Origin of the sequence: Paraburkholderia sp., from assembly GCF_004298475.1 — a bacterium.
Classification (GTDB): domain Bacteria; phylum Pseudomonadota; class Gammaproteobacteria; order Burkholderiales; family Burkholderiaceae; genus Paraburkholderia; species Paraburkholderia denitrificans.
The window spans coordinates 1-25,801 of the sequence record NZ_SCRP01000028.1 but is presented as its reverse complement, the minus strand read 5'-3'; the positions used below and the strand labels follow the sequence as shown (position 1 = coordinate 25,801).

At 65.1% G+C, this 25,801-nt stretch carries 22 protein-coding genes, 1 tRNA gene and 1 pseudogene; 12 read left to right on the top strand and 12 right to left on the bottom strand.

Annotation, left to right across the window (positions count from 1 at the left end; all coding sequences use genetic code 11):
• Positions 1–232: 232 nt before the first annotated feature.
• The gene (locus EPN59_RS14240; RefSeq protein WP_293034602.1) at positions 233–406 is read right to left on the bottom strand and encodes a hypothetical protein; all 174 of its coding nucleotides are present in this window, start codon (positions 404–406) and stop codon (positions 233–235) included.
• Positions 407–520: 114 nt separating this feature from the next.
• On the opposite strand from EPN59_RS14240, the gene EPN59_RS14235 reads away from it, so the two are divergent.
• Positions 521–691, top strand: a complete 171-nt coding sequence (locus EPN59_RS14235) for a hypothetical protein (RefSeq protein WP_293034601.1) — start codon at positions 521–523, stop codon at positions 689–691.
• A gap of 16 nt (positions 692–707) precedes the next feature.
• Here the strand turns inward: EPN59_RS14235 and EPN59_RS14230 are convergent, their stop codons facing one another.
• The 4 genes from EPN59_RS14230 to EPN59_RS14215 all read right to left on the bottom strand — a co-directional run bounded on the left by EPN59_RS14230 (position 708) and on the right by EPN59_RS14215 (position 4,800).
• Positions 708–2,060 carry an MATE family efflux transporter gene (locus EPN59_RS14230; protein ID WP_293034600.1) on the bottom strand — a complete coding sequence of 451 codons (1,353 nt, stop codon included), beginning with the start codon at positions 2,058–2,060 and terminating at the stop codon, positions 708–710.
• A complete protein-coding gene (locus EPN59_RS14225) occupies positions 2,057–2,365 on the bottom strand; it encodes a DUF2288 domain-containing protein (protein ID WP_293034605.1) in 309 nt (102 codons plus the stop codon). The genes EPN59_RS14230 and EPN59_RS14225 overlap by 4 nt, the downstream gene beginning before the upstream one ends.
• 604 nt (positions 2,366–2,969) lie before the next feature.
• Entirely contained in the window at positions 2,970–3,707 is a 738-nt protein-coding gene (locus EPN59_RS14220) for a peptidoglycan DD-metalloendopeptidase family protein (RefSeq protein ID WP_293034599.1), read from the bottom strand.
• Positions 3,708–3,888: 181 nt separating this feature from the next.
• Positions 3,889–4,800, bottom strand: coding sequence for an aldose epimerase (locus EPN59_RS14215; RefSeq protein WP_293034598.1), 912 nt, complete (start codon positions 4,798–4,800; stop codon positions 3,889–3,891).
• 337 nt (positions 4,801–5,137) lie between these two features.
• Between EPN59_RS14215 and EPN59_RS14210 the strand changes: the two genes are divergently transcribed.
• The 3 genes from EPN59_RS14210 (at position 5,138) to EPN59_RS14200 (ending at position 7,906) form a co-directional block, all read left to right on the top strand.
• Positions 5,138–5,968: an undecaprenyl-diphosphate phosphatase gene (locus EPN59_RS14210; RefSeq protein ID WP_293034597.1), complete on the top strand. Its 831-nt coding sequence runs from the start codon at positions 5,138–5,140 to the stop codon at positions 5,966–5,968.
• Between the two features lie 109 nt (positions 5,969–6,077).
• Positions 6,078–6,154 (top strand) — tRNA-Arg (locus tag EPN59_RS14205).
• A gap of 1,302 nt (positions 6,155–7,456) precedes the next feature.
• On the top strand, positions 7,457–7,906 hold the full coding sequence (locus EPN59_RS14200) for an NUDIX hydrolase (protein WP_293034604.1): 450 nt from the start codon (positions 7,457–7,459) through the stop codon (positions 7,904–7,906).
• 307 nt (positions 7,907–8,213) lie between these two features.
• On the opposite strand, the gene EPN59_RS14195 is transcribed toward EPN59_RS14200, so the two are convergent.
• Positions 8,214–9,932, bottom strand: coding sequence for a glutamine--tRNA ligase/YqeY domain fusion protein (locus tag EPN59_RS14195; RefSeq protein WP_293034595.1), 1,719 nt, complete (start codon positions 9,930–9,932; stop codon positions 8,214–8,216).
• Between the two features lie 182 nt (positions 9,933–10,114).
• On the opposite strand from EPN59_RS14195, the gene EPN59_RS14190 reads away from it, so the two are divergent.
• Positions 10,115–10,690, top strand: a complete 576-nt coding sequence (locus EPN59_RS14190; protein ID WP_293034603.1) for an alpha/beta hydrolase — start codon at positions 10,115–10,117, stop codon at positions 10,688–10,690.
• Positions 10,691–10,751: 61 nt separating this feature from the next.
• Here EPN59_RS14190 and EPN59_RS14185 read toward each other — a convergent pair whose 3' ends face one another.
• Positions 10,752–11,972: a CaiB/BaiF CoA-transferase family protein gene (locus tag EPN59_RS14185; protein ID WP_293046238.1), complete on the bottom strand. Its 1,221-nt coding sequence runs from the start codon at positions 11,970–11,972 to the stop codon at positions 10,752–10,754.
• 542 nt (positions 11,973–12,514) lie between these two features.
• Between EPN59_RS14185 and alaS the strand changes: the two genes are divergently transcribed.
• From alaS to EPN59_RS14155, 6 genes are all read left to right on the top strand, one after another.
• The gene (alaS, locus tag EPN59_RS14180; RefSeq protein WP_293036757.1) at positions 12,515–15,139 is read left to right on the top strand and encodes an alanine--tRNA ligase; all 2,625 of its coding nucleotides are present in this window, start codon (positions 12,515–12,517) and stop codon (positions 15,137–15,139) included.
• Positions 15,140–15,409: 270 nt separating this feature from the next.
• A complete protein-coding gene (locus tag EPN59_RS14175; RefSeq protein ID WP_293036755.1) occupies positions 15,410–15,886 on the top strand; it encodes a thioesterase family protein in 477 nt (158 codons plus the stop codon).
• Between the two features lie 46 nt (positions 15,887–15,932).
• The gene (locus tag EPN59_RS14170; protein WP_293036753.1) at positions 15,933–16,871 is read left to right on the top strand and encodes a branched-chain amino acid ABC transporter permease; all 939 of its coding nucleotides are present in this window, start codon (positions 15,933–15,935) and stop codon (positions 16,869–16,871) included.
• A complete protein-coding gene (locus EPN59_RS14165; RefSeq protein ID WP_293036751.1) occupies positions 16,864–18,180 on the top strand; it encodes a branched-chain amino acid ABC transporter permease in 1,317 nt (438 codons plus the stop codon). Before EPN59_RS14170 ends, EPN59_RS14165 begins: the two co-directional genes overlap by 8 nt.
• A complete protein-coding gene (locus EPN59_RS14160; RefSeq protein ID WP_293036749.1) occupies positions 18,177–18,929 on the top strand; it encodes an ABC transporter ATP-binding protein in 753 nt (250 codons plus the stop codon). Before EPN59_RS14165 ends, EPN59_RS14160 begins: the two co-directional genes overlap by 4 nt.
• Positions 18,926–19,651 (top strand): ABC transporter ATP-binding protein, encoded by a 726-nt coding sequence (locus tag EPN59_RS14155; RefSeq protein WP_293036747.1) that lies wholly within the window; start codon positions 18,926–18,928, stop codon positions 19,649–19,651. The genes EPN59_RS14160 and EPN59_RS14155 overlap by 4 nt, the downstream gene beginning before the upstream one ends.
• Before the next feature lie 68 nt (positions 19,652–19,719).
• Here EPN59_RS14155 and EPN59_RS14150 read toward each other — a convergent pair whose 3' ends face one another.
• The 3 genes from EPN59_RS14150 to EPN59_RS14140 form a co-directional block, all read right to left on the bottom strand.
• Positions 19,720–20,592: a DUF4922 domain-containing protein gene (locus EPN59_RS14150; protein WP_293036746.1), complete on the bottom strand. Its 873-nt coding sequence runs from the start codon at positions 20,590–20,592 to the stop codon at positions 19,720–19,722.
• A gap of 18 nt (positions 20,593–20,610) precedes the next feature.
• A complete protein-coding gene (locus EPN59_RS14145) occupies positions 20,611–21,096 on the bottom strand; it encodes an adenosine-specific kinase (protein ID WP_293036744.1) in 486 nt (161 codons plus the stop codon).
• 263 nt (positions 21,097–21,359) lie between these two features.
• The gene (locus tag EPN59_RS14140; RefSeq protein ID WP_293036742.1) at positions 21,360–22,601 is read right to left on the bottom strand and encodes an MFS transporter; all 1,242 of its coding nucleotides are present in this window, start codon (positions 22,599–22,601) and stop codon (positions 21,360–21,362) included.
• A 404-nt stretch (positions 22,602–23,005) separates the two neighbouring features.
• On the opposite strand from EPN59_RS14140, the gene EPN59_RS14135 reads away from it, so the two are divergent.
• Positions 23,006–24,679: a methyl-accepting chemotaxis protein gene (locus EPN59_RS14135; protein ID WP_293036740.1), complete on the top strand. Its 1,674-nt coding sequence runs from the start codon at positions 23,006–23,008 to the stop codon at positions 24,677–24,679.
• 174 nt (positions 24,680–24,853) lie between these two features.
• On the opposite strand, the gene EPN59_RS14130 is transcribed toward EPN59_RS14135, so the two are convergent.
• Positions 24,854–25,249: a pyridoxamine 5'-phosphate oxidase family protein gene (locus tag EPN59_RS14130; RefSeq protein WP_293046241.1), complete on the bottom strand. Its 396-nt coding sequence runs from the start codon at positions 25,247–25,249 to the stop codon at positions 24,854–24,856.
• Between the two features lie 104 nt (positions 25,250–25,353).
• Positions 25,354–25,801 (bottom strand): annotated as a pseudogene (locus tag EPN59_RS14125) (hypothetical protein); the annotation flags it as partial.

Below are 25,801 nucleotides of genomic sequence, written 5' to 3'. Positions count from 1 at the left end.
CCGTGAAACGACTCCACGCCGATGATAGTGCGGATTGCCCGTGTGAAAGTAGGTAATCGTCAGGCTCCTTATCCAGCAAAACCCCGGCCCTCAAAAGCCGGGGTTTTTGCGTTTGTGCCTGAAAAAGCGACGATTTTAAGGTCCGCGAGACAAAACGCTCCTCAGCGACCAGCGGCGCAGGTCGTATTGGCGCTGCGGCTTGCGCGGTTCGTCCACCCCCGCGCGCTGTGCTTCAGTGTTTGCGGTGCACCCGGTCAAGCACGTGATGCACGGCAAGCCAGTGATGCATCATGCCTTCGCCCTCGTGTTCCTTGCGGTAGGCTCGGGATTCGTAGATCGACAGTGCAAGCAGCACCAGTAGACCGACGGCCAGTCCGATCAGGCCCGCAATACTTTCGGCATCCATGGCAGCCTCCTTTGGTTGCGGCAATTTTTCTATCTTAGGACAGCCGAGAGTCAGAAAAAATAGCGTGCTGTACCAAGGCTGCAAAACGAAATAATTTTGAAAGGATTGGATCCGATGTTTCGCGTTCTTCTGGTGGCCGCAGCGGCCGCTTTGCTTTCGGCCTGCGCCGACAATACGGCGACCAGGCACGGCGGACCGCCGCCGCACGATCCGCCGGACTATCACGGTGTCCCCACCGACGACCGGCCGCCAATGATGATCGACAACCTGCCGCCCGCTCAATAACCGCGCGCGAATCGTCTTATTGCGGTTGCGCTGTGGCAGGACGGATTGCGCCGGCAATGCGCGGCAATAGTGGCGAGAGCGTCAAGCCACGCACGGCCATGAAGATGAGCAGGGCAGCCCACAGGCCGTGGTTGCCGAATGTGCCGACCAGCGCCCACGACGTGGCGAGAAATACGGCGAGCGATATTGCCATCGAGCGCATCAGCGCGCGTGTGCGTGTCGCGCCGATGAATACACCGTCGAGCAAGAAACCCCATACCGACACGAGCGGTGACAGTGCTGCCCAAGGCAGAAAACGCTCCGCGGCGGTTCGTACATCGGCCTGGTTGGTCAGTTGCTCGATGATCCAGCTTCCGGCGGCCCAGTAAACCGCCGAGAACGCGAGCGCGCCGAGTACAGACCAGAACAGATTGACCTTCACCGCCTGATGGAAGGCGTCGCGATCACGCGCACCGATTGCGGCGCCGACGAGCGCCTCGGCAGCATGGGCAAAGCCATCCAGCCCGTATGCCATGAAGGTCTGAAAATTCAGGAGCAGGGCGTTCGCGGCGAGGATAGCGTCGCCTTGCTTCGCGCCGATATGCGCGAACCACCCGAAGGATCCGAGCAGGCACATCGTGCGCAGAAAGATGTCGCGATTGATCGCGACGAGCCGCCCGAGCGCAGCGGGTTCAAGGACGCTAGCGAGGCGCAGCCGCGGTAACCCGTGCGGTAGCCGATAGCGGAGCACGGCGGCGCCGAACACGAAGCCGAGCGCATCGGCGGTGGCCGTGGCCGCACCGATGCCCGCAATACCCCAGCCGAGCCCGTACACGTACAGCAGCACCGCAATCACGTTCGCGACGTTGACGAACACCTGAGCCGCGAGCGCGAGGCGTACGCGCTGCGTACCGAGCAGATAACCGAGTACGACATAGTTTGCGAGCGCGAACGGCGCGGCGCCGATGCGCGCCTCGCAGTACGTCTGCGCGTTACGCTGCACCTCGCCGCTTGCGCCGATCAATGCGAGTGCATGGCGGATCAAAGGCGCTTGCACGAGCAGGATTACAGCGCCGATCGCGAATGCCAGCAACAACGCGCGAACGACATTGGCCCGCAGGCTGATGCGGTCGCCCGCACCGAATGCCTGTGCGACGAGCCCGGTTGTGCCCATGCGCAGGAAGCCGAAGCCCCAGAACACGAAGTTGAAGAACAGCCCGCCGAGCGCCACGCCGCCGAGATCTGCTGCGCTGCCCAGATGGCCGGCTACCGCTGTGTCGACGGCGCCGAGAATCGGCTGCGTGAGGTTGGCGAGGACGATGGGAAACGCGAGCGTCAGGACACGCCGATGCCATCCGCGTTGCGCCGGGAGCGGGACGTCTCCGCTCAACCGCGTTCCTGCACGCAGACCCACGGCGAGACGACGACCGCCCACAGCTCCGGCTTGCGCGCCGCGTAGTCGGCTGCGGTGGCGGCTTGCATCCGTTCGACGAGCCCCGACGACAGCCATTGCGTGACGCGTTCGGCATCATCGTTGGCAATGGCCTCGGCGATGCTGACGAGATCGAGATCGCGTGCCACCGAAAGCAACTTGCCTTGCGCGAAAAAACGTTCGAGATCTTGCCAGTCGATTTTGGCTGTTTCGCCGAGGAGTTTGGTGTACATCTGACTGGGCGTGGCGTCGGGAGTAGTCATGGTCATTGAAAAACGGTTGCGGCCGTTACTATAAACGATCGGGAGGTTATCGCGAATGGGTGGTCGGTGCAGCGTCGCTGTACAAACCATAATATTAATATTTGAGATATTCAGATATTAATCAGACGCGAGTGGGCACGAATGAAAATGCTTCAATCTCGTGCGCGCGTTCCGGCTAAATGACTTTATACGTGCGCTTGCCCACTAAAAACGGTGCGCTTGAAACTGGCGCTATCAATGGCTTCCAGCTGGCTGAAACGGGCCCGCCGCAGACACCTTGATGACATTCTCAGATGAATGTGAAAATCAATTAAATCAAGACTTTGCTGTAATCTGTATCATATTTGTAATCTATGTTTGATGTGGATTACCTATGTGCGCTCGCATTCTTCTGATCTCCTGAATCCATAAAAAAGTCCACGCGTTTCATAATCGGTGCGCCGCGACACATTTTCGAGAAAATTAAACGATTGCAGCGGCGTCAGGCCATTGATAAATTCCGTTTCGGCGCATGGTAAACCGGTCCTTTGCCGAAATGCGCCAAACCCCCGTTAGCCCGGCACCATGCCGGGCTTTTTTTGTTATCGGGAGTGTAGCGGCGTACTCAACGTGGCGGCAGTTCGCGTGCCGGGTCGATCGATCGACCCTGGTAACGCAGTTCGAAATGGAGCATCACGCGGTCATTGTCGCTGCTGCCCATCTGCGCAATCTGCTGGCCCTGCGTGACCGCTTGCCCTTCCTTCACGAGCAGCGCCTGATTGTGCGCGTACGCGGTCAGGTAGTCGCCGTTGTGCTTGACGATCAGCAGGTTGCCATATCCGCGCAAGCCGTTGCCCGCATAGACGACCCTCCCGGCCGCTGCCGCAACCACCGGCGTACCCGCAGCGTTGACGATATCGATTCCCTTCGAATCACGGCCGTCGAACGTGCGAATCACTTTGCCATTCGTGGGCCAGACAAGCGAAATGGATGTCGCGGGAACGGCCGTCGGCCTCGGCGGGGCGTCGGGCGCCGCGGGCCGTGCGGGGCGGTTCGCGCGCGGCGCGGGGGCCGTTGCGGCTGCCGCTGCCGGTGCGGCGGCCGGTGCCGGTGCAGTGTTCGCAGGCGGCGCTACGCGCAGGACCTGGCCGACTTCGATAGCGTTGGGGTTCGACAGGCTGTTCCATCGCACGATGTTCTGCACCGGTTGCCGATTCTCACGTGCAATCTTGCTCACCGTGTCGCCGGACTCCACGCGATAAAAGCCCGGCCCGACCGGCGGCAATCCGCACGCAGCGAGCAGCGCGACGAGCGTCGCACACGCGATTGGCCCGATTCCCCGTCCGATCCTTTTTGCCAACATTGTTTTTGTCAACCTCGAACCCCGCAAGAGCTTGCCGTGCGGCGATTCCGCGTTGGCAATCGTCTGATTTTAGCGGGTTTACCCCCGCACAAACCGTCGCACCTCCGACGCAAGCGGTAGCACCTCAGGATGGTTGACATAGGGCCCCGAATGGAGCCCGAAGGGGAGTGCGATGCGCGCGTCAGGCGAGCGCATCCACGCTGATTCGCAGAACGGCTGTCTCTGACGCCCCGGGCGCGAGCCAGCGCAGACCGAGGCCGTTATGGATCGCGTCCGGCAGACCGAGCCACGGTTCGATGCAGTAGAAGTCGGAGTCGTCTGCCTCGGTCCACGTCGTCACCGCATACCACGGCAGCGAGTCGGGCCGGTCGAGGTCGATCATGACGCTGCGGCGGAGCGTCGGCGCAACCATGCGTACCGGAGCGGAAGGCGGCGTCGGGTTGAGGATGTGGAAGCGGTCGACAATGCCCGGATCATCGAGCCGGTATCGCGCTTCCCCCGGTTCCGCAGCGCTGATCGAGCCATCGGGTAACTGATGGCGGCGCGTGGTGGGCGGCAGTTCCAGCGTCGTCTGCGCGCGCTGCGTATGGGGCAGTGCGAAGTAGAAGTGGTGGCCAGCGTACCAGGGCAGCGGCTCGGTGCCTCGATTGGTTGTCGTCAGCGACACTTCGAGCGTGTGCTCGTCGACGAGGCGGTAGGCGGCTTCGAAACGGAACGCAAACGGATAGCCCGCGCGCGTGGCCGCTGAATCGGTAAGCGTCATGCGGACGCCGTGGCCGTCGTCGTCGATTTGCGCCGAAAAGGGCAGGTCGCGCGCGAACCCGTGCATTGGCAAATCACGTACGACGCCTTGCGCATCGCGCCAGCGCCCGATCTGCCCATCGACACGATGGCGCCCGAGAAACGGGAACAGCAGCGGGTTGCCGCCGCGAATGCGCGCCGGCTGGCTCCAGTTCGCGTGCTCGGGCCAGTGGATGACCGGTTGACCGTCGATATGCCATGAGAGCAGGCGGCCGCCCGCCCACGGTGCGAAACGCAACGCCGAAGCGCCGCTGGAGAACTCGAGGATGTCCTGCGGAGGGCGTGATTCCATGGCCTGGCGTGTAGATGACGTGAAAGGGGTCGCAATTCGGCGATGAACGCGGATTGTGCGCCGCTTTCCGACGCGTGGAAACCCTCATCGGTAATGCGCGCGTAGGGTGCGAGACATCCGGCCTGTGCGGTTACCACGTTTGCCTGGATGCAGTTCGGCGATCACGCCCCGGCATCATCGCGCGGGTTCGTTAGAAATTGTTGCGGCGCCGTAAGTTTCTCGACAAATGCGCCTCGCTACTTGGCGCTGCGTTACTGCCCCGGCATAATCGGGGCGCTTCGTCGCACCGTTAGCGTTGCGGTCCGGCGCCATGTCTACCCATTTCGAGGATCTGCGAGTGAGTCTCTGGTTTCTATTGTCTCTGAGCGTACTGCAGGGCGTCACCGAACTCTTTCCCGTGAGCAGTCTCGGCCATACGCTGCTCGTGCCGGCGCTCTTCGGCATGCACATCGACAAACATGCGCCGCAACTGCTGCCGTTTCTCGTCGCGCTGCATCTGGGCACAGCGGTCGCGCTGCTCTGGTATTTCCGCGAGCGCTGGGTTGCGTTGATCCGCGGTTTTATCGGCTCGCTCGCCGGCCACAAGAGCGACGATGGCCACATGATGTGGGCGCTTATCATCGGGACGATTCCTGCGGGTCTTGTCGGCCTTGTGATGGAAAAGCGCATCGAGACGCTTTTCCACGATCTGCGCATCGTCGCGGCGGCGCTTATGATCAACGGCGTGCTGCTGTGGTTCGGCGACCGCCTGCAGCGCGCGCGCATGCATCGCGCGCCAGAAAAGCTCACGTTCCGCCAGGCGTTTCTCGTCGGTCTCGCACAGATCGGCGCGTTGATTCCGGGCTTCTCGCGCAGCGGCCTCACGATGATCGCGGGCAACGCTGCGGGTCTTACGGCCGAGAAGGCCGCCGAGTTTTCGTTCCTGCTCGGCACGCCGATTATCTTCGCCGCGGGCCTGCTCGAACTGCCCAAGCTCTTTCACGCGCGCGACCAGTTGATGACGGCTGTGGTGGGCGGCGTGCTCACGGGCATCGCCGCGTGGCTCAGCGTGCGGTTCCTGATGCGCTATTTTGAAGGCCGTGGACGCCTCGCGTCGTTCGGCGTGTACTGTGTCATTGCGGGCGCGATTTGCCTCGGCTGGTTCATGCTGCATCAGCCGCCGGTCTGAAACCGCGCCCGCCAAGGCACGACCGGCGCAGGTCGATCAAGGTATAATCCAGCCCCGTCCTCCTGCGCACGCCGCGCATGCGGGGGCGGCTCGCAAGGCACGCGCTTACGCGACAGTAGCTCAGCTGGATAGAGCATCGGCCTTCTAAGCCGAGGGTCGGGGGTTCGAGCCCCTCCTGTCGCACCAGATTTCCCCACCAAAATCAATGGGTTTGCAATTCACGCCACTGCCTGGATTGCACCCTGTTGCCGTGTTTATCCTGCCGGGAGAACGAAACCCGATACCTTTGCGGGTGCGTTCGTCATGGGCCGTTTTGATCTGATCCACAGCCAATTCCTTTACGACTCCCGGTAGTTCCCCCTCACACACGCTGATCTGTGTCTCGTCACCGAACTTCCCTTTGGGCAGGCGAGCGCGGCATGCCGTCTCAGACACAGCGTCCAAACGCAACATGAAATTAGGGCTGAATGTCTACTTTGACGCAGACCTGATACCAAGCGTCGCAGCCTGATCCACAGCCTTTGCTAACCAGTAAACTTCCACCCGGCGAGCTTTCTTGGGCCTGTTGCGCGGAATTTCGGTGGGGGCTGGATGAAGAAGATGTACAACTACAGAGGCTTTGACGTAACCGTTGAGGCTGAGCCGATGCGGGAGTCGTCGGGTAACGTTGCTTCGTTGGCCGCGTGCGGCTTTGTTGCCGTCGTGCGCATCGGCAGGATGGGGGCAACGCGCCCCGCGGTCGCACCCATGCGTCTTATGTCTGACAATCGAATGCCGTTTGTGACGGTAGCCGACGTGCAGAGTACAGGCTACAGTGCGGGCCAGCGAGTCATCGACGACGTACTCGCCTGCTGAACCGCTCGCGCCGCTTGAGCAGCTTGAGCCGCTTGGTACGGCACGTTAGCCGGGCAATGCCACGCGTTGCCCAGGCTTGCCGCTGACTCTCCGGCGCGCGGATCAGGCAGCGGAGTACGACGCGCCAGCGGAGATCAGTGGGCCGTTCAGGCCCACTGCCTGTCGATTCGCATGTCTTCCGTCGCCGCCGCACTATTTGGTCCGCTGTGATCGCCGCGGATACTTTCTACGTCTACGCACGTTCCACAGACACCCACTTTGCAGGGTCGAGAGCGCACGCGCTTTTCATCGTGCCGTTTAATCCGCACATGCGAAATCGGGACATAAACATAAATAAAAAAATTCGCACTCGGATAGAGAATTTAATCTCCGCAAAGGCCGAAGTCCGCGTGAGCACAAAACACGCGGAGCGTAGCCGTCGTCGTCGGCAGCCGGTTATTCCCGAATCTCGCCTGAAACAAAGCGCACTCCCGCACGGCAGCCGTTAAGAAAAAACCTCGCGTGCTATTCTTTTTCCGATCCGATTGCTCATGAAGGAGAACATTCGATGACCACCCGAACCCGGTTCGGTCAGAGCGTATCGCAGCTGCAATCGGTGGCCGCGTGGCTCGACCGGGAGGTGCGCCGAGCGTGGTGAACGGCAAGGTCGTGTCATGCGGCACCGTGCTGCTCGATCCTGCGGGCCGTGTGTTGCTCGCGCACGCAACCGGCACGAACCATTGGGACATTCCAAAAGGGCACGGCGAGCCCGGCGAGACCGAGGCCGAGAGCGCGGTGCGCGAGATGGTCGAGGAAACCGGAATCGCGCTCGATTCGTCGCGGCTGAAGGATCTGGGGCGTTACGTTTATCGCCGCGACAAAGATCTGCACCTGTTCGCCGCGCGTGCGCTCGCAAATGAACTCGATCTTTCGCATTGCGTCTGCACGTCGTGGTTCCCGCGTCGCGAAGATGGCGTGATGATCCCCGAAATGGATGCCTGGCGCTGGATCGCGCCGGACGAGGTCGGGCAGTTCGCAAGCCGCAGCCTCACGCGTCTCTTCGAGACGACGCTCTCGCTCGTCCTGCTGCATCGCACGCTGTGAACGCGCCTCGGCGTGCCGGAATCGACGCGTCGGCGGTCGGGGAAACAGTAAAGCCGTTGCGTGATCCACCGGGCCGCACCGCAAAGGCGTTAGTAGACGCCGCAACGAGTGTAATTCGCCCATTCACCAAACTCAGTTCAAGTCAGGGCGTAGTCTCCCGCAAAGCATTCCCGCAACGGAAAATCCCCCGAAACGTCATGTTTACGGGGGATTGTGGGAAATCAGCCTCGGTTTTCCCGCGCCTTTGCGGCGCGGGTCGACGATTCACGCAGCAGGTTTTCTTTTGCGCGTGAGCCGGCGAGCTGACTTACTTCGCCCAGCTGTCGCGCAGGCCGACGATGCGGTTGAACACCGGCTGGCCCGGCTTCGAATCGACGCGATCCGCGACAAAGTAGCCGTGACGCTCGAACTGATAGCGGTCTTCCGCAGCGGCGTTGCGTGCGCCCGGTTCGAGGTACGCGTGTGCGATGCGCTTCGAGTCGGGATTGAGCGCTTCGAGGAAGTCGCGTCCGCCCGCGTCCGGCTGCGGCTCGCGGAACAGGCGGTCGTACAGACGCACTTCCGCCGGGCACGCGTGCGCCGCGCTCACCCAGTGGATGTTGCCCTTCACCTTGTGGTTGTTCGCGCCTTCGGTGCCCGACTTGCTGTCCGGGAAGTAGTTGCAGTGAACGGCGATGACGTTGCCGTTCTCGTCCTTGTCCGCGCCCGTGCATTCGATGACGTAGCCGTAGCGCAGTCGAACCTTGTTGCCCGGGAACAGGCGGAAGTAGCCTTTCGGCGGCGTTTCCATGAAGTCTTCGCGCTCGATCCACAGTTCGCGCGAGATCGGGAACGTGCGCTGGCCGCGCTCAGGATGGTGCGGATGCACCGGCGCCGTGCAGTCTTCGCTCTGGCCTTCCGGATAGTTGTCGATGATGAGCTTGAGCGGGTCGAGCACGGCGGTCGTGCGCGGCGCTTTCTCGTCGAGGTCGTCGCGCAGCGCGCCTTCGAACACGCTCATGTCGATCCACGAATCGACCTTCGTCACGCCAATGCGCTCGCAAAAGAGCTGGATGCTCTCCGGCGTGAAGCCGCGCCGGCGCAAGCCGACGATGGTCGGCATACGCGGGTCGTCCCAGCCTTCGACGTGGCCTTCGGTCACCAGCTGCAGCAGCTTGCGCTTGCTCGTGATCGCGTAGGTCAGGTTGAGGCGCGAAAACTCGATTTGCTGCGGCAGCGGGCGCGTGAAGACGCCGGCGTCCGCGAGTTCGTTCAGCACCCAGTCGTAGAGCGGGCGATGGTCTTCGAACTCCAGCGTGCAGAGCGAGTGCGTGATGTTTTCGAGCGCGTCCGAGATGCAGTGCGTGTAGTCGTACATCGGATACACGCACCATTTGTCGCCGGTGCGGTAGTGGTGCGCGAAGCGGATGCGGTAGATCACGGGGTCGCGCATGTTGATGTTCGGCGACGCCATGTCGATCTTCGCGCGCAGCACGTGCTCGCCTTCGGCGAATTCGCCCGCCTTCATGCGGCGGAACAGGGCGAGGTTTTCCTCCGGCGTGCGGTCGCGGTACGGCGATGCCTTGCCCGGCTCCGTGAGCGAGCCGCGGCTCGCGCGCATTTCTTCCGCGCTCTGGCTGTCGACATACGCCTTGCCGCGCTCGATCAGCAGTTCGGCGAATGCGTAGAGCTTGTCGTAGTAGTCGCTCGCGTAGTAGAGGTGGTCCTGGTCGGCCTTTTTCCATTCGAAGCCGAGCCACGTCACCGCGTCGACGATCGAGTTGACGTATTCGACGCTCTCTTTTTCCGGGTTCGTGTCGTCGAAGCGCAGGTGGCACACGCCGCCGTAGCTCTTCGCCACGCCGAAGTTCAGGCAGATGCTCTTCGCGTGGCCGATGTGCAGATAGCCGTTCGGCTCCGGCGGGAAGCGCGTTTCCACGCGCTGGCCCCACTTGCCCGAGCGGTTGTCGTCATCGATGATGTTGCGGATGAAGTTGGATGCCGCGGGCGCGTCGCTGCGGTCAGCGTCTTTGCGTTCGATATTCATGCGAGAAGGGGAAGATCGTTCTAGGGCGCGATTTCAACGAAAATCCACACGCCCGGGTGGTGCTGCCCATTTTACCTGACGTAACCGGGCGAGGAAGCCCTGACAGTTTGCAGGAAGTTTGCAGGTCGCGCCGATGCTGTTCTGGCGCCGTGTCGACGCAATCGCCGCGTATTTGACGGGAAATAACGATGAAAGAACAACGGGTGCTGGTGCTGCCGGGCTATCTGAATTCCGGGCCTGGCCATTGGCAGACGCGCTGGGAAGAAGAACAGGCCGGTTTCGTGCGGGTGCAGATGCCCGACTGGAGGCATCCGGATTGCGAGGCCTGGTGCCGCGCGCTCGAATCGGCGGTGGGCGAGGCGAGCGCCGCGGGCGCTCGCGTGCTGCTGGCGGCGCACAGCCTCGGCTGCCTGACTATCGCTCACTGGGCCGCGCGGCACGCCAGCGCGGCGCGTACAGGCGGCGGGGTGGCGCAGGTTGCGGGGGCGCTCCTCGTCGCGGTGCCGGATCCGCACGGCCCCGCGTTTCCCGCCGATGCCCGCGGCTTCGATCCGGTTCCGCTCGTCCCGTTGCCGTTTGCAAGCATCGTCGTCGCGAGCAGCGACGATCCGTACGGCGGCATCCCGTTCGCCGAGCGCTGTGCGCAGGCGTGGGGCAGCCGCTGGAACGGCATTGGCGCGCGCGGTCACATCAACGCGGAAAGCGGCCTCGACAGCTGGCCGCAGGGTCTCGAATGGCTCGAATCGATGTCGAAGTGAGGCCGCAGTGAGGCTGCAGTAAAGCGGACAGCGGGCAGCGGCGTGCCGCTGCCGCGCAAGCTCAGACAACGCCCTTGCCGCGCAGCGCGGCGACCTGCTCCGCGTCGTAGCCGAGCACGTCGCGCAGGACGGCGTCGGTGTGCTCGCCGAGCGTCGGCGGATGGCGCTCCACGCGCGGCGGCGTTTCGCTCATGCGGATGGGGTTGCGCACGAGCCTGGCCGTCCCGCCCGACGGGTGCGGCAGATCCACCTGCATCCCGCGCGCGATGACCTGTTCGTTCTCGAACACCTCGGACAGATCGTTGATCGGCCCGCACGGCACGCCGGCCGCTTCGAGCGCGGCGATCCAGTCGGCCTTGGTGCGCGAGCGGATCAGGTCGGCGACGATCGGCGCGAGCGTATCGCGGTGACGCACGCGCGCGGGATTGGTCGCGAAGCGCTCGTCGTCGGCGAGTTCGGGCTTTCCGCCCACTTCGACGAACTTGCGGAACTGCCCGTCGTTGCCGACGGCGAGGATGATCCAGCTATCGCTCGTCTGGAAGGCCTGGTAGGGCACGATGTTCGGGTGCGCGTTGCCCCAGCGCACGGGCGGCTTGCCGCTCGCGAGGTAGTTCGAATTCATGTTCGCGAGCATCGCCACCTGCACGTCGAGCAGCGCCATGTCGATGTACTGGCCCGTGCCCGTGCGGTCGCGGTGCGCAAGCGCCGTGAGCACGGCGATGGTCGCGTACATGCCGGTCATGAGGTCCGCAATCGCGACGCCCGCCTTTTGCGGACCGCCGCCCGGCAGGTTGTCGCGCTCCCCGGTGATGCTCATGAAGCCGCCGATGCCCTGCACGATGAAGTCGTAGCCCGCGCGCGCGGCGTACGGGCCGGTCTGGCCGAAACCCGTCACCGAACAGTAGATGAGGTCCGGCTTCACGGCGCGCAGCGAGTCGTAGTCGAGCCCGTATTTCTTCAGTTGCCCGGCTTTGTAGTTTTCCAGCACGACGTCGCTCTGCGCAGCGAGTTCGCGCACGATGCGCTGGCCTTCGGGCGTCGAGATATCCACGCTCACCGAGCGCTTGTTGCGGTTCGCGGCGAGGTAGTAGGCGGCTTCGGCCGTGTCCTTGCCGTCGGGCGTCTTCAGGTACGGGGGACCCCAGTGGCGCGTGTCGTCGCCCGCGCCGGGGCGCTCCACCTTGATTACGTCGGCGCCGAAGTCGGCGAGGGTCTGCGCGCACCACGGCCCCGCGAGCACGCGGGTGAGGTCCAGTACGCGGATATGGCTGAGAGCGCCCATGCGGTGTCGTCCAGGGTTGTTGTGCGGTTGGCCGCCCGTTACCTCGTGCGCGACCGATCCCGGCATCTTACGCGATCCCGACGTGGTGATGTGAATTTCGGTACAGTGTTTCGCTTAGCGGAACTGCGGCCGGCGACAGGGCGATAAGCCGGGTGGATTTCGCTCACGTGCCTGGTCCTTTTGCCGGGCATTCACCGAGCATTCAGCGCTGGCCTGACACGCGACAGCACCGCGTCGCAAGTCAGCCCGGCTGCGCCGCCGCGAGGCTGCTTCGATCCCGCTTCGATCCCGCTTCGATCCCGTATAATCGACCGATTCCCCGGCGACCGATACGGTCGCGAACCGCTCCAACCGGTTCGCAACTGCGGGTTCGCAACTGCGGGTTCGCAACTGCGCGGATCGCCGCCGGCCCGGCCGGAACGAAGCAAGCCATTACTCCGATAGAAAACCAGAACGCTGTCCGGCCGTCACGTCGGCGCCACGCGCGCGGCATGCCGGTCCCGGGGCGAGGACATACGCACAGGACGCCTCCAAAGCACGCCATGAAAGCCGCTGAAATCCGCGAGAAATTCCTCAAGTTCTTTGAATCGAAGGGCCACACGATCGTGCGCTCGTCGAGCCTCGTGCCGGGCAACGACCCGACGCTGCTCTTCACCAACTCGGGCATGGTGCAGTTCAAGGACGTGTTCCTCGGCGCCGAGTCGCGTCCGTACTCGCGCGCGACCACCGCGCAGCGCAGCGTGCGCGCGGGCGGCAAGCACAACGACCTCGAAAACGTGGGCTACACGGCGCGCCATCACACGTTCTTCGAGATGCTCGGCAACTTCTCGTTCGGCGACTACTTCAAGCGCGACGCGATCCACTACTGCTGGGAGCTGCTGACCAGGGTCTACATGCTGCCGGCCGAGAAGCTCACGGTGACCGTCTACAAGGAAGACGACGAGGCGTTCGACATCTGGTCGAAGGAAATCGGCGTGCCGGTCGAGCGGATCATCCGCATCGGCGACAACAAGGGCGCGCGCTACGCATCCGACAACTTCTGGCAGATGGCCGACACCGGCCCGTGCGGCCCGTGCTCGGAAGTGTTCTACGATCACGGCCCGGAAATCTGGGGCGGCCCCCCGGGATCGCCTGAAGAAGACGGCGACCGCTTCATCGAGATCTGGAATCTCGTGTTCATGCAGTTCAACCGCGATGCCCAGGGCAACATGACGCCGCTGCCCAAGCAGTGCGTCGATACGGGCATGGGTCTGGAGCGTCTCGCGGCCGTGCTGCAGCACGTGCACAGCAACTACGAGATCGACCTGTTCCAGAACCTCATCAAGGCCGCTGCGCGCGAAACGAACACGCCCGACCTCACGAACAACTCGCTGAAGGTCATCGCCGACCACATCCGCGCCTGCGCGTTCCTGATCGTCGACGGCGTGATCCCCGGCAACGAAGGCCGCGGCTACGTGCTGCGCCGCATCGTTCGCCGCGCGATCCGCCACGGCTACAAGCTCGGCCAGAAGAGCGCGTTCTTCCACAAGCTCGTGGGCGACCTCGTCGCGGAAATGGGCGCGGCCTATCCGGAACTGAAGGACGCCGAACAGCGCGTGACCGACGTGCTGCGTCAGGAAGAAGAGCGCTTCTTCGAAACGATCGAGCACGGCATGTCGATCCTCGAAGGCGCGCTGGCCGATCTCGCCGCGAAGGGCGGCAAGGTGCTCGACGGCGAACTCGCGTTCAAGCTGCACGACACGTACGGCTTCCCGCTCGACCTCACGGCGGACGTCTGCCGCGAGCGCGAGATGAGCGTCGACGAGCCGGCGTTCGACGGCGCGATGGCGCGCCAGCGCGAGCAGGCACGCGCGGCGGGCAAGTTCAAGATGGCGCAGGGCCTCGAATACTCGGGCGCGAAGACCACGTTCCACGGCTATGAAGAGATCGTGTTCGACGACGCGAAGGTCGTCGCGCTCTACGTCGACGGCGCGTCGGTCAACGCAGTGAAGACCGGCCAGGACGCCGTGGTCGTGCTCGACCACACGCCGTTCTACGCCGAGTCGGGCGGCCAGGTGGGCGACCAGGGCGTGATTTCGAACGCGAGCATGCGCTTCGCGGTGGCGGACACGCTCAAGGTCCAGGCCGACGTGATCGGCCACCACGGCACGCTGGAGCAGGGCGCGCTGAAGGTCGGCGACATCGTGAAGGGCGAAATCGACGCAGTCCGCCGCGCCCGCACGGCGCGCAACCACTCGGCGACGCACCTGATGCACAAGGCGCTGCGCGAAGTGCTCGGTTCGCACGTGCAGCAGAAGGGCTCGCTCGTCGACGCCGAGAAGACGCGTTTCGACTTCGCCCATAACGCGCCGATGACGGACGATGAAATCCGCCGCGTCGAAGGCATCGTGAATGCCGAAGTGCTCGCGAACGCGCCGGGCATCGTGCGCGTGATGTCGTTCGACGACGCGGTGAAGGGCGGCGCGATGGCGCTCTTCGGCGAGAAGTACGGCGACGAAGTGCGCGTGCTCGACCTCGGCTTCTCGCGCGAACTCTGCGGCGGTACGCACGTGAGCCGCAGCGGCGATATCGGCCTCTTCAAGATCGTGGTGGAAGGCGGCGTGGCGGCGGGCATCCGCCGCGTGGAAGCGATTACCGGCGACAACGCCGTGCGTTACGTGCAGGAACTCGATGCGCGCATCAACGCAGCCGCTGCGGCGCTCAAGGCGCAGCCGTCGGAACTTACGCAGCGCATCGTGCAGGTGCAGGACCAGGTGAAGTCGCTGGAAAAGGAACTGGGCGCGCTGAAGTCGAAGCTCGCGTCGAGCCAGGGCGACGAACTCGTGGGCCAGGCCGTCGAAGTGGCCGGCGTGCACGTGCTGGCGGCCACGCTCGAAGGCGCGGACGCGAAGACGCTGCGCGAAACCGTCGACAAGCTCAAGGACAAGCTCAAGAGCGCGGCGATCGTGCTGGCGGCTGTCGAAGGCGGCAAGGTGAGCCTGATCGCGGGCGTGACCGCCGAAGCGAGCAAGAAGGTCAAGGCCGGCGAACTCGTGAACTTCGTCGCCCAGCAAGTGGGCGGCAAGGGTGGCGGGCGTCCCGACATGGCGCAGGCGGGCGGCACCGAGCCGGCAAATCTGCCGGCCGCGCTCGCGGGCGTGAAGGGCTGGGTCGAAGCGAAGCTGTAACGCGCGAACCGGTCGACTGATCGACTGATCGACGTAATGAAGGGCTGCTCGCGAGGGCAGCCCTTTTGTTTTGGGCGCGCGGACGAGGTTTCACCGTGTCTGGCCTTCGAACGCGCTGTCCCGATCGCGCTCTACAATAGCCGCTCTGCCGTTCGAATTCGTCGAGCGGCGCGGGGATTGACGCCCGCTAACCACACAGTTGTTTTCGCTACGAAACGCGCCACAAAACTCGCCCCGGCATTTGTCCCAACAACCTCCGCTCCGTTCCCGATGAACCGACCCGTCGCCCTTGTCCGCACCGATTACGTTCACTTCCTGCCCATCACCACGCGCTGGATGGACAACGATGTCTACGGCCACGTGAACAACGTCGTCTACTACAGCTACTTCGATACCGTCGTGAACGAGTATCTGATCCGCGCGGGCGTGCTCGATATCGAGCATGGCACGACGATCGGCCTCGTCGTCGAGACGCAGTGCAACTATTTCGCGCCGCTCGTGTTTCCGGAACGCGTCGAAGCGGGGCTGCGGGTCGCGCGGCTGGGTGCGTCGAGCGTGCGCTACGAAGTCGGCCTCTTCCGTGAGGGCGAAGGTCAGCCTGCCGCGCAGGGCCACTTTGTGCACGTCTACGTCGATCGTGCAACGCGCCGACCGGTCAGTGCGCTGCCCGCGGGGCTGCATGCGGCGCTCGCGCGTCTCGTCGTCGCGCCCGCCGACGAAGCCGTACGGGGTCACGGGCGCGGCTGAGCGCCTCGCCTTCGCACCACCGCACCGCGAGCAAAGAGCGTCCTTCGTGCAGACCTTCGCCATCGACGCACTGAACGGCATCAGCTACGGTCTGCTGCTCTTCATGCTGTCCGCCGGACTCACGCTGATCTTCAGCATGCTCGGCGTGCTCAACTTCGCCCACGCGAGCTTCTACATGCTCGGCGCGTATCTGGGCGTGACCCTGGCATCGTCACTCGGTTTTGGCTGGGCGCTCGTGCTCGCGCCGCTCGTGGCGGGGCTCGCCGGTGCCTGGTTCGAACGCGCGCTGCTGCGCCGCGTGCGGGCAGGCACTGCGCTCAACGCGCTCTTGCTCACCTTCGGCGCCGCTTATGTGATCGGCGAACTCGTCAAGCTCGCCTGGGGGCTCGAGCCGCTTGCCGCGACGATGCCCGCCGTGCTCGACGGTCCGCTCTTCGCACTCGGCGGCGCGGTTTTCTCGCGCTATCGCGCGTTCACGATGGCCGTCGCCGTCGCCATGCTCGGCACGCTCTGGGCCGTGCTGCGCATCTCGAAGACCGGTCTCATCGTGCGCGCGGCGCTCACGCACGCGCAGGCGGTCGAAGCGCTCGGCCATGACGTGCCGCGCGTGCGCACGCTCGTGTTTGCGCTCGGCACCGCACTCGCGGCGCTTGCGGGCGCGGTCGCTGCGCCGGTTTTCGTCGTCGAGCCCGCGATGGCCGAGTCGCTGGGCTCGATCGTGTTCGTGGTCGTCGTGACGGGCGGACTCGGTTCGTTGTCCGGCGCGTTTGTTGCGTCGCTCGCCGTGGGCTGCCTGCAGACCTTCGCCGTGGCAAGCGATGTGTCGCTCGACGCACTCGGTGCACGCTGGGGCGTTGCGATCTCGCCCGCATGGCGCGCGCTCACGCTCGCGCAGGCCGCGCCGCTTCTGCCGTATCTGCTGCTCGTCGTGATGCTCGCAGTGCGGCCGCGCGGCCTCTTCGGACAACGTGGCGACGATGCGTGAAATGCGTGAACCGCTCGCGGCCGTGACGTCCAGGCGACCCGCCATGCGCTGGCGGGCGTGCGCGCCGTGGCTCGCGCTCGTCGCGCTGTTCGTCGTGCCGCCGCTGGTTTCGGCGCTGGTTTCGGCCCATGCGTCGGCCCATGCGTTGCCCGCATTCGCGCCGCAGGGCTGGCTGCTCGCGTGTCTCGCGCAGGCCGCGACGATGATCGTTTTCGCGCTTTCATACAACCTGCTGCTCGGGGAAACCGGGCTGCTCTCGTTCGGTCACGCCGCGCCCGCGGGGATCGGCGCGTTTGTGGCCGCGCATCTGTTCAACCGCCATGCGATGGCGCTGCCGCTGTTGCCGCTCGCAGGCGGCCTTGGCGGCGCGGCCTTCGGCGTGTTGACCGCGCTCGTGGCCGCACGCCGCGCGGGCACCGCGTTCGCGATGATCACGCTCGGGCTCGGCGAACTCGTCGCGGCGGCCGCGTGGGCATTGCCCGGCGCGTTCGGCGGCGAGGCGGGCATCGGTATCGACCGCGCGAGCGGGCCCGCCTGGGCGGGCTGGACCTTCGGCCCCGATCTTCAGGCGTACTGGGTTATCGCCGCCTGGTGTCTCTTGGCGAGCGCGGCGATGTTCGCGCTCTCGCGTACGCCGTTCGCACGGCTTGCCAACGCCGTGCGCGACAACCCGGTGCGTGCAGCGGCGCTCGGCGTCGCGCCTGCGCGTGCACGCGCCGCGATGATCGTGTGGAGCGCGGGCTTCGCGGGTGTGGCCGGTACGCTTGCGCTCATCAACATCGAGCTGGCCGCCGCCGAGGGCGTCGGCATGATGCGCTCGGCCGCCGTGCTGATCGCGACTGTCACGGGCGGCACGGCGTCGTTCTTCGGACCGGTGCTCGGCGCGCTCGTGTGGGTGGCGTTCAGCGTGGGCATCGCGAGCGTCACGCGCGCCTGGATGCTTTACGTGGGGCTCTTTTTCATCGCCGTCGTGCTCGCCGCGCCGGACGGACTGGCGGGTTTCGTCGCGCGCCAGCGCGCGTGGATCGCGCGGTACGGCTGGCGGCGCGGCGCGCGCGCGTGGGCGGCCGGTGCGTTCGCGGCTGCAAGCGGCGCGCTCGCGTTCGTGCTCGCCGTGCAATGGGCGTACGCGGCGCGTTTGCGCGATGCCGATCCCGGCGCGTGGCTCGCAGCATTGACGCCGCGCGGCGCGTGGTGGCTCGCGGGCGCGATTGTCGTGCTGGCGGCGTTCGCGGTGGCTGGCGCGCATCGAGCGCGCAGCATGGCGCGCGCACTCCGCTCGCTTGACAGGCAGGAGAACACGCGATGAGCGTCGTGCTCCGGCTTCGCGGCATCGAAAAACGGTTTGGCGCGACGCCGATTTTGCGCGGCGTCGATCTCGCCGTGCACGCGGGCGAGCGTCACGCGCTGATCGGCCCGAACGGCGCGGGCAAATCGACGCTCTTCAGCCTGATCGCGGGCGAGCGCCGCGCGAGTGCGGGCCGCATCGAACTGAACGGCGTCGACACGACACGTCTGCCTTCCGCCGCGGTTGCCCGGCGCGGGCTCGCACGCAGCTTCCAGACGACGAGCGTGTTCGCGCGGCTCTCCGTCTTCGACAACGTGCGCTGCGCGGTGCTGGCTTCGCGGCGCGGCTGGGCAGGGTGTGTCGAGCGCTGGTTCGGCTCGCGCGACGTCGATGCGCGGGCCGCGGAAGTGATCGAGGCGATTGGCCTCGCTTCGGTCGCGCAGCATGCTGCGGGCATGCTCGGTTATGCCGAGCAACGCGCGCTCGATCTCGGCCTCGCGCTCGCGGGCGGCGCGCACATGCTGCTGCTCGACGAACCGACCGCCGGCATGAATCGCGCGGAAAGCGCCCGTGCCATCGAACTGATCCGCACGGTGACGGCGGGCAAGACGCTGCTCGTCATCGAGCACGATATGGACGCGGTGTTCGGGCTTGCCGACCGCGTTTCGGTGCTCGTGCAGGGCCGCGTGATCGCGACCGGCACGCCCGATGCGATCCGCGCCGACGCCGCCGTGCGCGACGCCTATCTCGGCAGCGGGTTCGGATCATGAGCGCGCTGCTTGATATCGCGGGCCTGCGGGCGTGGTACGGCGCGAGCCAGGTATTGCATGGCGTGGATTTGCGCGTCGGCGCGGGCGAGATCGTCGCGCTCGCGGGGCGCAACGGCTCGGGCCGCTCGACGCTTGCGAAAGCCCTGATGTCGCTCGTGCGCACCGAAGGCGCGCGCGTGTTCGCGGGGCGTTCGCTCGACGGCCTGCGCACCTTCGAGATCGCGCGGCTCGGGCTCGGCTACGTCGCGGAACAGCGCGACGTGTTTCCGGATTTGAGCGTGGAGGAGAATCTGCGGCTCGGCCTCACCAGCTACGCCAGGCACACACGGCGTGTGCGCCGCGTGCGCTTCGGCATCGAGGATGCCTGGACGCTTTTTCCCGTCCTGCGCGAGCGGCGCGCCGCGCGCGCGGGCGTGCTTTCGGGCGGCGAGCAGCAGATGCTCGCGCTTGCGCGCGCCCTCGTGGGCGATCCGGATCTGCTGATCGTCGACGAACCGACCGAAGGACTCGCCGCGCAGATGATCGCGCGTGTCGGCGAATGCCTGCGCACGCTGCGCGAGCGCGGTGTTACCGTGCTGCTGATCGAGCAGCGTCTCGCGCTTGCGCCCGAACTCGCCGATCGCGTCGCGGTGATGGGGCACGGGCGCATCGTGTTCGACGGTACGCCGCGCGAACTCGCGGCGCGTGAGGACCTGGTGCGCGAGTGGCTCGGCATCGGCTGAGCTTGCCGTGCGCTTGTACCGCACTTGTACCGTGCTCGCGTCGCACTGGCACAGCACTCGTTTCGAGCTTACCGCAGCGCGACGCGTGCGAGCGCGGCCATCGGCCCGATCTGCGCGAGCGCTTGCCGTTGTGCGGCGTCGCGCACGAAGAGCGAACCCGCAAACCCGAGCGCATTCACCGAAATCCCTTCTACGCGCTCGGCCGCGCGCGGCACCACGAGCATCCAGCGGCGCGTCACGAGCAGGTTGTACGGCGTGGCTTGATGGGCGACGCCTTGCACGTCGCGCGTGCCGATTCCGGCGGCGTCGAGCAGCGCGCGATAGCAGCCCGTCATGCGCGCTGCCGCATCTTCGCCCGTGAGATCGAGCCTTGCGAATGCGTGCCGGAAATGCAGCCCCGGCACGGTCCCGATGCCGTCAACGAACCGCACCGAATCGAACAGCGCTTCAACCGGCACGGTCGCCGTGCTTTCGTCGATCGGCAGCGGCGCCACCTGCAGATGCTTGTGCGTCTGGCTCGCGCCCGCCTCGGGCCCGCTGTTGTAAAAGCCGAGCCCGTCTACCGCGTGCAGCGCCGTACAGAGCGCCGCGAAATCCGCCTGATCGAGCAACGCCTGCTGCGGCTCGAAACGCCGCGTGACGATCAGCAGATGGTGCGCGATCACGTTGTACTTGTTCAGCAGCGCCACGTGCGTGCTGGAGAGATCGGCGACGAAGAGATCGGGTTCATACGGCAGGAACGGATCGGCTGCACGTGGCGTGTGTGGCGCGCGCGTTGCGGCTTCCTTGCGCGCGAGGCTCGAAACTTCGCGCACCACGAAGCGCACGCCGCCGTCTTCGATCACCGTGCGCTGCGTTGCGATCGGGAGTAGCGCGCCGCAACGCAGCGCGTGTTCGCTGCGTTGCGCGATGGCCGCGCCAAGCGAGGCGGAGTCTGTCATGAGGGGCGGCATCGGCGCTCAGGCCTTGTAGCCGATGGCGCGCAACAGGTCGCGGCGCCACTTGACGTCCTCTTCGGCCTCGACGCCAAGCGGAGGAAAACCGTCCACGACGCCGACGATGCCGCGCCCCTGATCGGTCTCGGCCACGAGTACCTGGGTGGGATTGGCCGTCGCGCAGAAAATGCGGCACACCTCCGGCACGGCCTTGATCGCGTTGAGCACATTCACGGGGAAGAAGCCGTCGCCGAGAAACACGATGAAGCTGTGCCCCGCGCCGATGCGCTGCAGGTTGCTCGTGGCGAGTTCGACGAGCGCGTCGTCGGTGCCCGAACGGCGCACGAGCCGCTTGCCGGACGCTTCGCAAAACGCGAGGCCGAAGCGGATGCCGGGCACCGTGCCGTAAAGGGCTTCGTGCAGATCCTCGACGGTTTTGATGAAGTGCGAGTGGCCGAGGATGAAGTTGGCGGCTTCGGGCTTGACGATCTCTACCGTGGACAGTTGCATGGCGGACCTCTTCGCGCAGCGGGTGGCGCAGTGGTTGACGTAGTGGATGATTTCGGGGGCAGCGCGCCGGGCGTGCAGTGCGTGTCGGTACGCCGCCGCGGCGAGACCTATTATTCGCGCGAACCGGAACTGACTCAAGCCTGGTGCGGCGCAGCACGATCTGCAAGCGCGCTGGCCGCCTGAAAAAAACGGTCGGTGCCGCGAGGCGTCCGGCCGTTCGTCGCGCACGCGGCGCGCTCACTCAGTCGGCATTCAGGCAGCATTCAGGCAGCGGCCTGCTTTACGCGCTTGCCCTCGACATCGGGCAGGAACACGGTCAGCAAGCCGATGAGCGGCAGGAACGAGCAGACCTTGTAGACGAAGGCGATGCTGGTGGCGTCAGCAAGCTGGCCGAGCACAGCCGCGCCGATGCCGCCGAGGCCGAACGCGAGGCCGAAGAAGAGGCCCGCGACCGTGCCGACCTTGCCCGGAATCAGTTCCTGCGCGTAGACGAGGATGGCCGCGAACGCCGAAGCCAGCACGAGGCCGATGATCACGGTGAGCACGCTGGTCCAGAACAGGCTGGCGTAGGGCAGGAGCAGCGTGAACGGCGCGACGCCGAGAATCGACGCCCAGATCACGTATTTGCGGCCGATGCGGTCGCCCACCGGTCCGCCGATGATCGTGCCCGCCGCGACGGCTGCGAGGAACACGAACAGATGGATTTGCGCGGCCTGCACGCTCAGGTGAAAGCGGTCGATCAGATAAAACGTGAAGTAGCTGTTGATGCTCGCGAGGTAGAAGTACTTCGAGAACACGAGCAGCAGCAGCACGCCGAGCGCCGTGGCGATGCGGCCGCGCGAGAGGGCGGCGTGCGGGGGCGCGGCGCGCTTTTTCTTCATGGTCGGATGCGCCTTGTACCAGCGGCCGACCTGCGTGAGCACGAAGATCGCGACGAACGCCGCGACGGAGAACCACGCGATGCTGCGCTGGCCGTGCGGCATGACGATCGCGGCGGCGAGCAGCGGCCCGAGCGACGTGCCCGCATTGCCGCCCACCTGGAAGAGCGATTGCGCGAGCCCGTGACGGCCGCCCGAGGCCATGCGCGCGACGCGCGACGACTCCGGATGAAACACCGACGAGCCGCAACCCACGAGCGCCGCAGCGCAGAGCAGCACGGTGAAACTCGACGCCACCGACATCAGCAGCAGGCCGCACAGCGTGAAGCCCATGCCGAAGGGCAGCGAATACGGCATCGGGCGTTTGTCGGTATAGATGCCGACGAGCGGCTGCAGCATCGACGCCGTGAGCTGGTACGTGAGCGTGATGAGGCCGATCTGCGTGAAGGACAGCGAAAAGCTGTCCTTGAGCATCGGATAGATCGCGAGGATCAACGACTGGATCATGTCGTTGACCAGGTGCGAAAAGCTGATCGCGCCGAGGACCGAATAGATCGTGGGCTGCAGCGCGGCGGATGCCGATGGCGCGGCGCCTGCAAGGGCACTCTTCTTGAGGCTCGTTTCCATGTTGTAAATCGCAGGAGTGTTCGTGCGGGCGCCGCGCCCCGAGGGTGTCGGCAACGGCACGAAATGGGCATGTATAAGCGTTATGAACGCAGTGTAATGTGTCTCGCCTGAATAGTTCGGACATTATTTGTTGAGAATCGGACATCCACAGTCGCTTAACGCCACGGCGAGAGTTGCTGCGCGCGCGCAACAGATCCTGGAGCGATTTATTGGTCCGTCATTTTGGCCGGGTATAACCCGCCGTACGCACGCTCACGAGGCGTGAGGAGACGGGGCCGGAATGCGACAGATCAGGGCACGACGACGGGGAGCTAAAGTTTGCTGCCCCGCTTGCCGTAGAACCGGTTCTGGCGGACCGCGACGCAGCTCCCGGGCGCACTACAACAAGCAGGAGACGTAACCACATGAAAGCAGCATCACAAGCGAGCCGGCGCGCCGGATTCACGTCGCAGGACACGGGCGCAACGGGCGCCAGCACACGCACGACGCGTGCCGCGCGGGGCGGGGACGGTAAATCGTTCTCGGTGAAGGGGACGCTGCGGATTGCGTTTGCCGTGCTCCTCATCGGCACGCTCGCCATGGGCGTGTTCTCGCTCGCTCAGATCAGCCGGCTCAACAGCTCGACGCAATCGATCTACGAACAGGGTTACATCGCCAGCCGCGCGGCCGAAGAGGCGCGTGGCCACCTGCTGCGCGCAAGCCGTGCGCAAAAGATGCTGCTCACCGCCACGACCGCGAAAGAGCGCGATGAACTGGGTCAGGACATCGACCGCGATCTCGCCGCACTCGATCGCGAGCTGGGCGCGCTCGCGCAATACGCGGCGCAGTCCGGCGGGGAGGCGCTCGATCAGGAGAAGAAGTTCGCCGCCGCGACGTCGACGTGGAGCGGCCATCTGCGCGATTTCGTGACGCTCGTGAAGGCGCAGCCGCTCGATCTCTCGCAGATGAACTGGCAGGTCGGCACGCAGGACGTGTCGCTGCTCGTCGAAACGGAGAAGCTCGAAAAGCTCGTCGACCAGCTCGTGACGCAGCGCGGCACGGCCGCGAAGGCGACCATCGATACGGCCGGGTTCATCTATAAATCGTCGTTCGTCATGATGGCCGTCGCGACCGTCGCGCTCTTCGTGCTCGCGTTCGTCATGGGCGAGTGGGTCGTGCGGCGCATCGCGCGGCAGCTCGGCGGCGAACCCGTGCACGCCAAGGAAATCGCGAGCCGCATCGCCTCGGGCGACCTGGCGCAGCCGGTCAAGGTCGATGCGCGCGACGCGTCCAGCATGCTCGGCGCGCTGCGCGACATGCAAACCGGGCTCGCTTCGACCGTGTCGGAAATTGCTGCGAGTGCGGAGGCCATTGCCGCCGCGTCGGGCCAGATTTCGACCGGCAATCTCGATCTCTCGCATCGCACCGAGCAACAGGCGGTCGCGCTCGAACGCACCGCGAGCAGCATGGAGGAACTCACGTCGACCGTGCGCCTGAACGCCGAAAACGCGGCACAGGCCAGCACGCTCGCGGGCAATGCCTCGGAGATCGCGGAGAAGGGCGGCAGCGTGGTGGGTCGCGTGGTCGCGACGATGAACGAGATCAACGAGAGCGCGAAGAGCATTGCGGACATCATCGGCGTGATCGAGGGCATCGCGTTCCAGACCAACATTCTTGCGCTGAACGCGGCAGTCGAAGCCGCGCGCGCGGGCGAGGACGGACGCGGCTTCTCGGTCGTGGCGGGCGAAGTGCGCAACCTCGCGCAGCGCAGCGCGGCGGCGGCCAAGGAGATCAAGACGCTGATCAGCGCTTCGGTGGAGCGCGTGGCGAACGGCTCCACGCTCGCGCAGGACGCCGGTCAGACGATGGACGAAGTCGTGAAGGCGGTGAAGCGCGTGAACGACATCATCGGCGAGATTTCGGCGGCGTCGCACGAGCAGCGCGCGGGCATCGAGGAGATCAACCGCGCCGTGACGCAGATGGACGCCGGGACGCAGCAGAACGCGGCGCTCGTCGAAGAAGCGACGGCGGCGGCGCAGTCGCTCGACGATCAGGCGAAAACGCTCAAGCGGCTTGTCGGGAAGTTCAGGGTTGCTTGAGTGCCTTGCGTGGTTTCTTGTCATGCAAAACGCCGCCTGAAAAGGCGGCGTTTTGCATTCGCGTGCTTCGAAGCGTTCACTTCGCATTGCGCTCGATGATCCACGTATCTTGTCGTCCGGATTTGCGCGGCCATCTCACTTCGGCCTAAATACCCGGCCCAGGCCGCGCAAACTTCATCGCGTTCCGTCAACGCGATCCCCGAATTCGGGCTTGCCCGAGAATTCCCTCAGGTGATCCGGCAGCGGCTCGGACGGGAACCGATGATCGGCCACCGGCTGCCGGAAAACCGTCGAGCATGGCAGGATGCCGGTCCATACCGGTATTTCCGGCATGTGATCCTCCCGATCCGGAAACTCGTTGCGCACCTTCGCGGCGACCTGATCTATCGGCAATCGAAATACGGTCATCGAATCGAGCTCGTCTTCGCGGACATCACGCAGCGTTTCCCAGCGGCCGGGGAGCGTCCGGCGGAAGAACTCACGCATGGCGTCGCGTTTGTCCTCGCGGCCATGGATCACTTCGGGTTGACCATGGAGGACAACCGATCTGAAATTCACCGAGTGATTGATCGGGCTTCGTCACGCCTTCCGTCGGAACTTGAGTCGGTGCACATGCGGCTTGCCGCGCACGGACAAGCTTGATGCGGCTTCAGCATCGCGCTAAGGCCTGCGTGTTAGAAGCGATATGACACGCCGATCTGTATCACGGGATACCAGCGAAATCGCCATGCCTTGTCGCGCAATTCCTGCTGTCCGGTACTGATCAGCGTCGCACTCCGCGTTGGACCCGCGAGCTTGCTCAACAGTGGAGATAACGTATAGCTAGTTTGCGGTTCACCATACGCGACGCCGATATCGGCAATAAAGCCAAAGCCCTTGCTTGCAGGCGTGTGCCCGAAGCCGATGCCAAGATATGGCATCGCGGTGGGGTATCGGACCGACGCGGTCGCCGTTGCGCCAGGCGGCGCGGGATAGCGCTTGCCGCCGAATATATACGTGCCGTTGTTAGGGGCCGACACCGCGGTCAGCGAGTCGTCGTTAAAACGTACGCCCGCCGTGACGCGCCACCCATGGCCGGATAACGGAAAATAATCGAGGTAGACACCACCCTGCCGTAGCCGC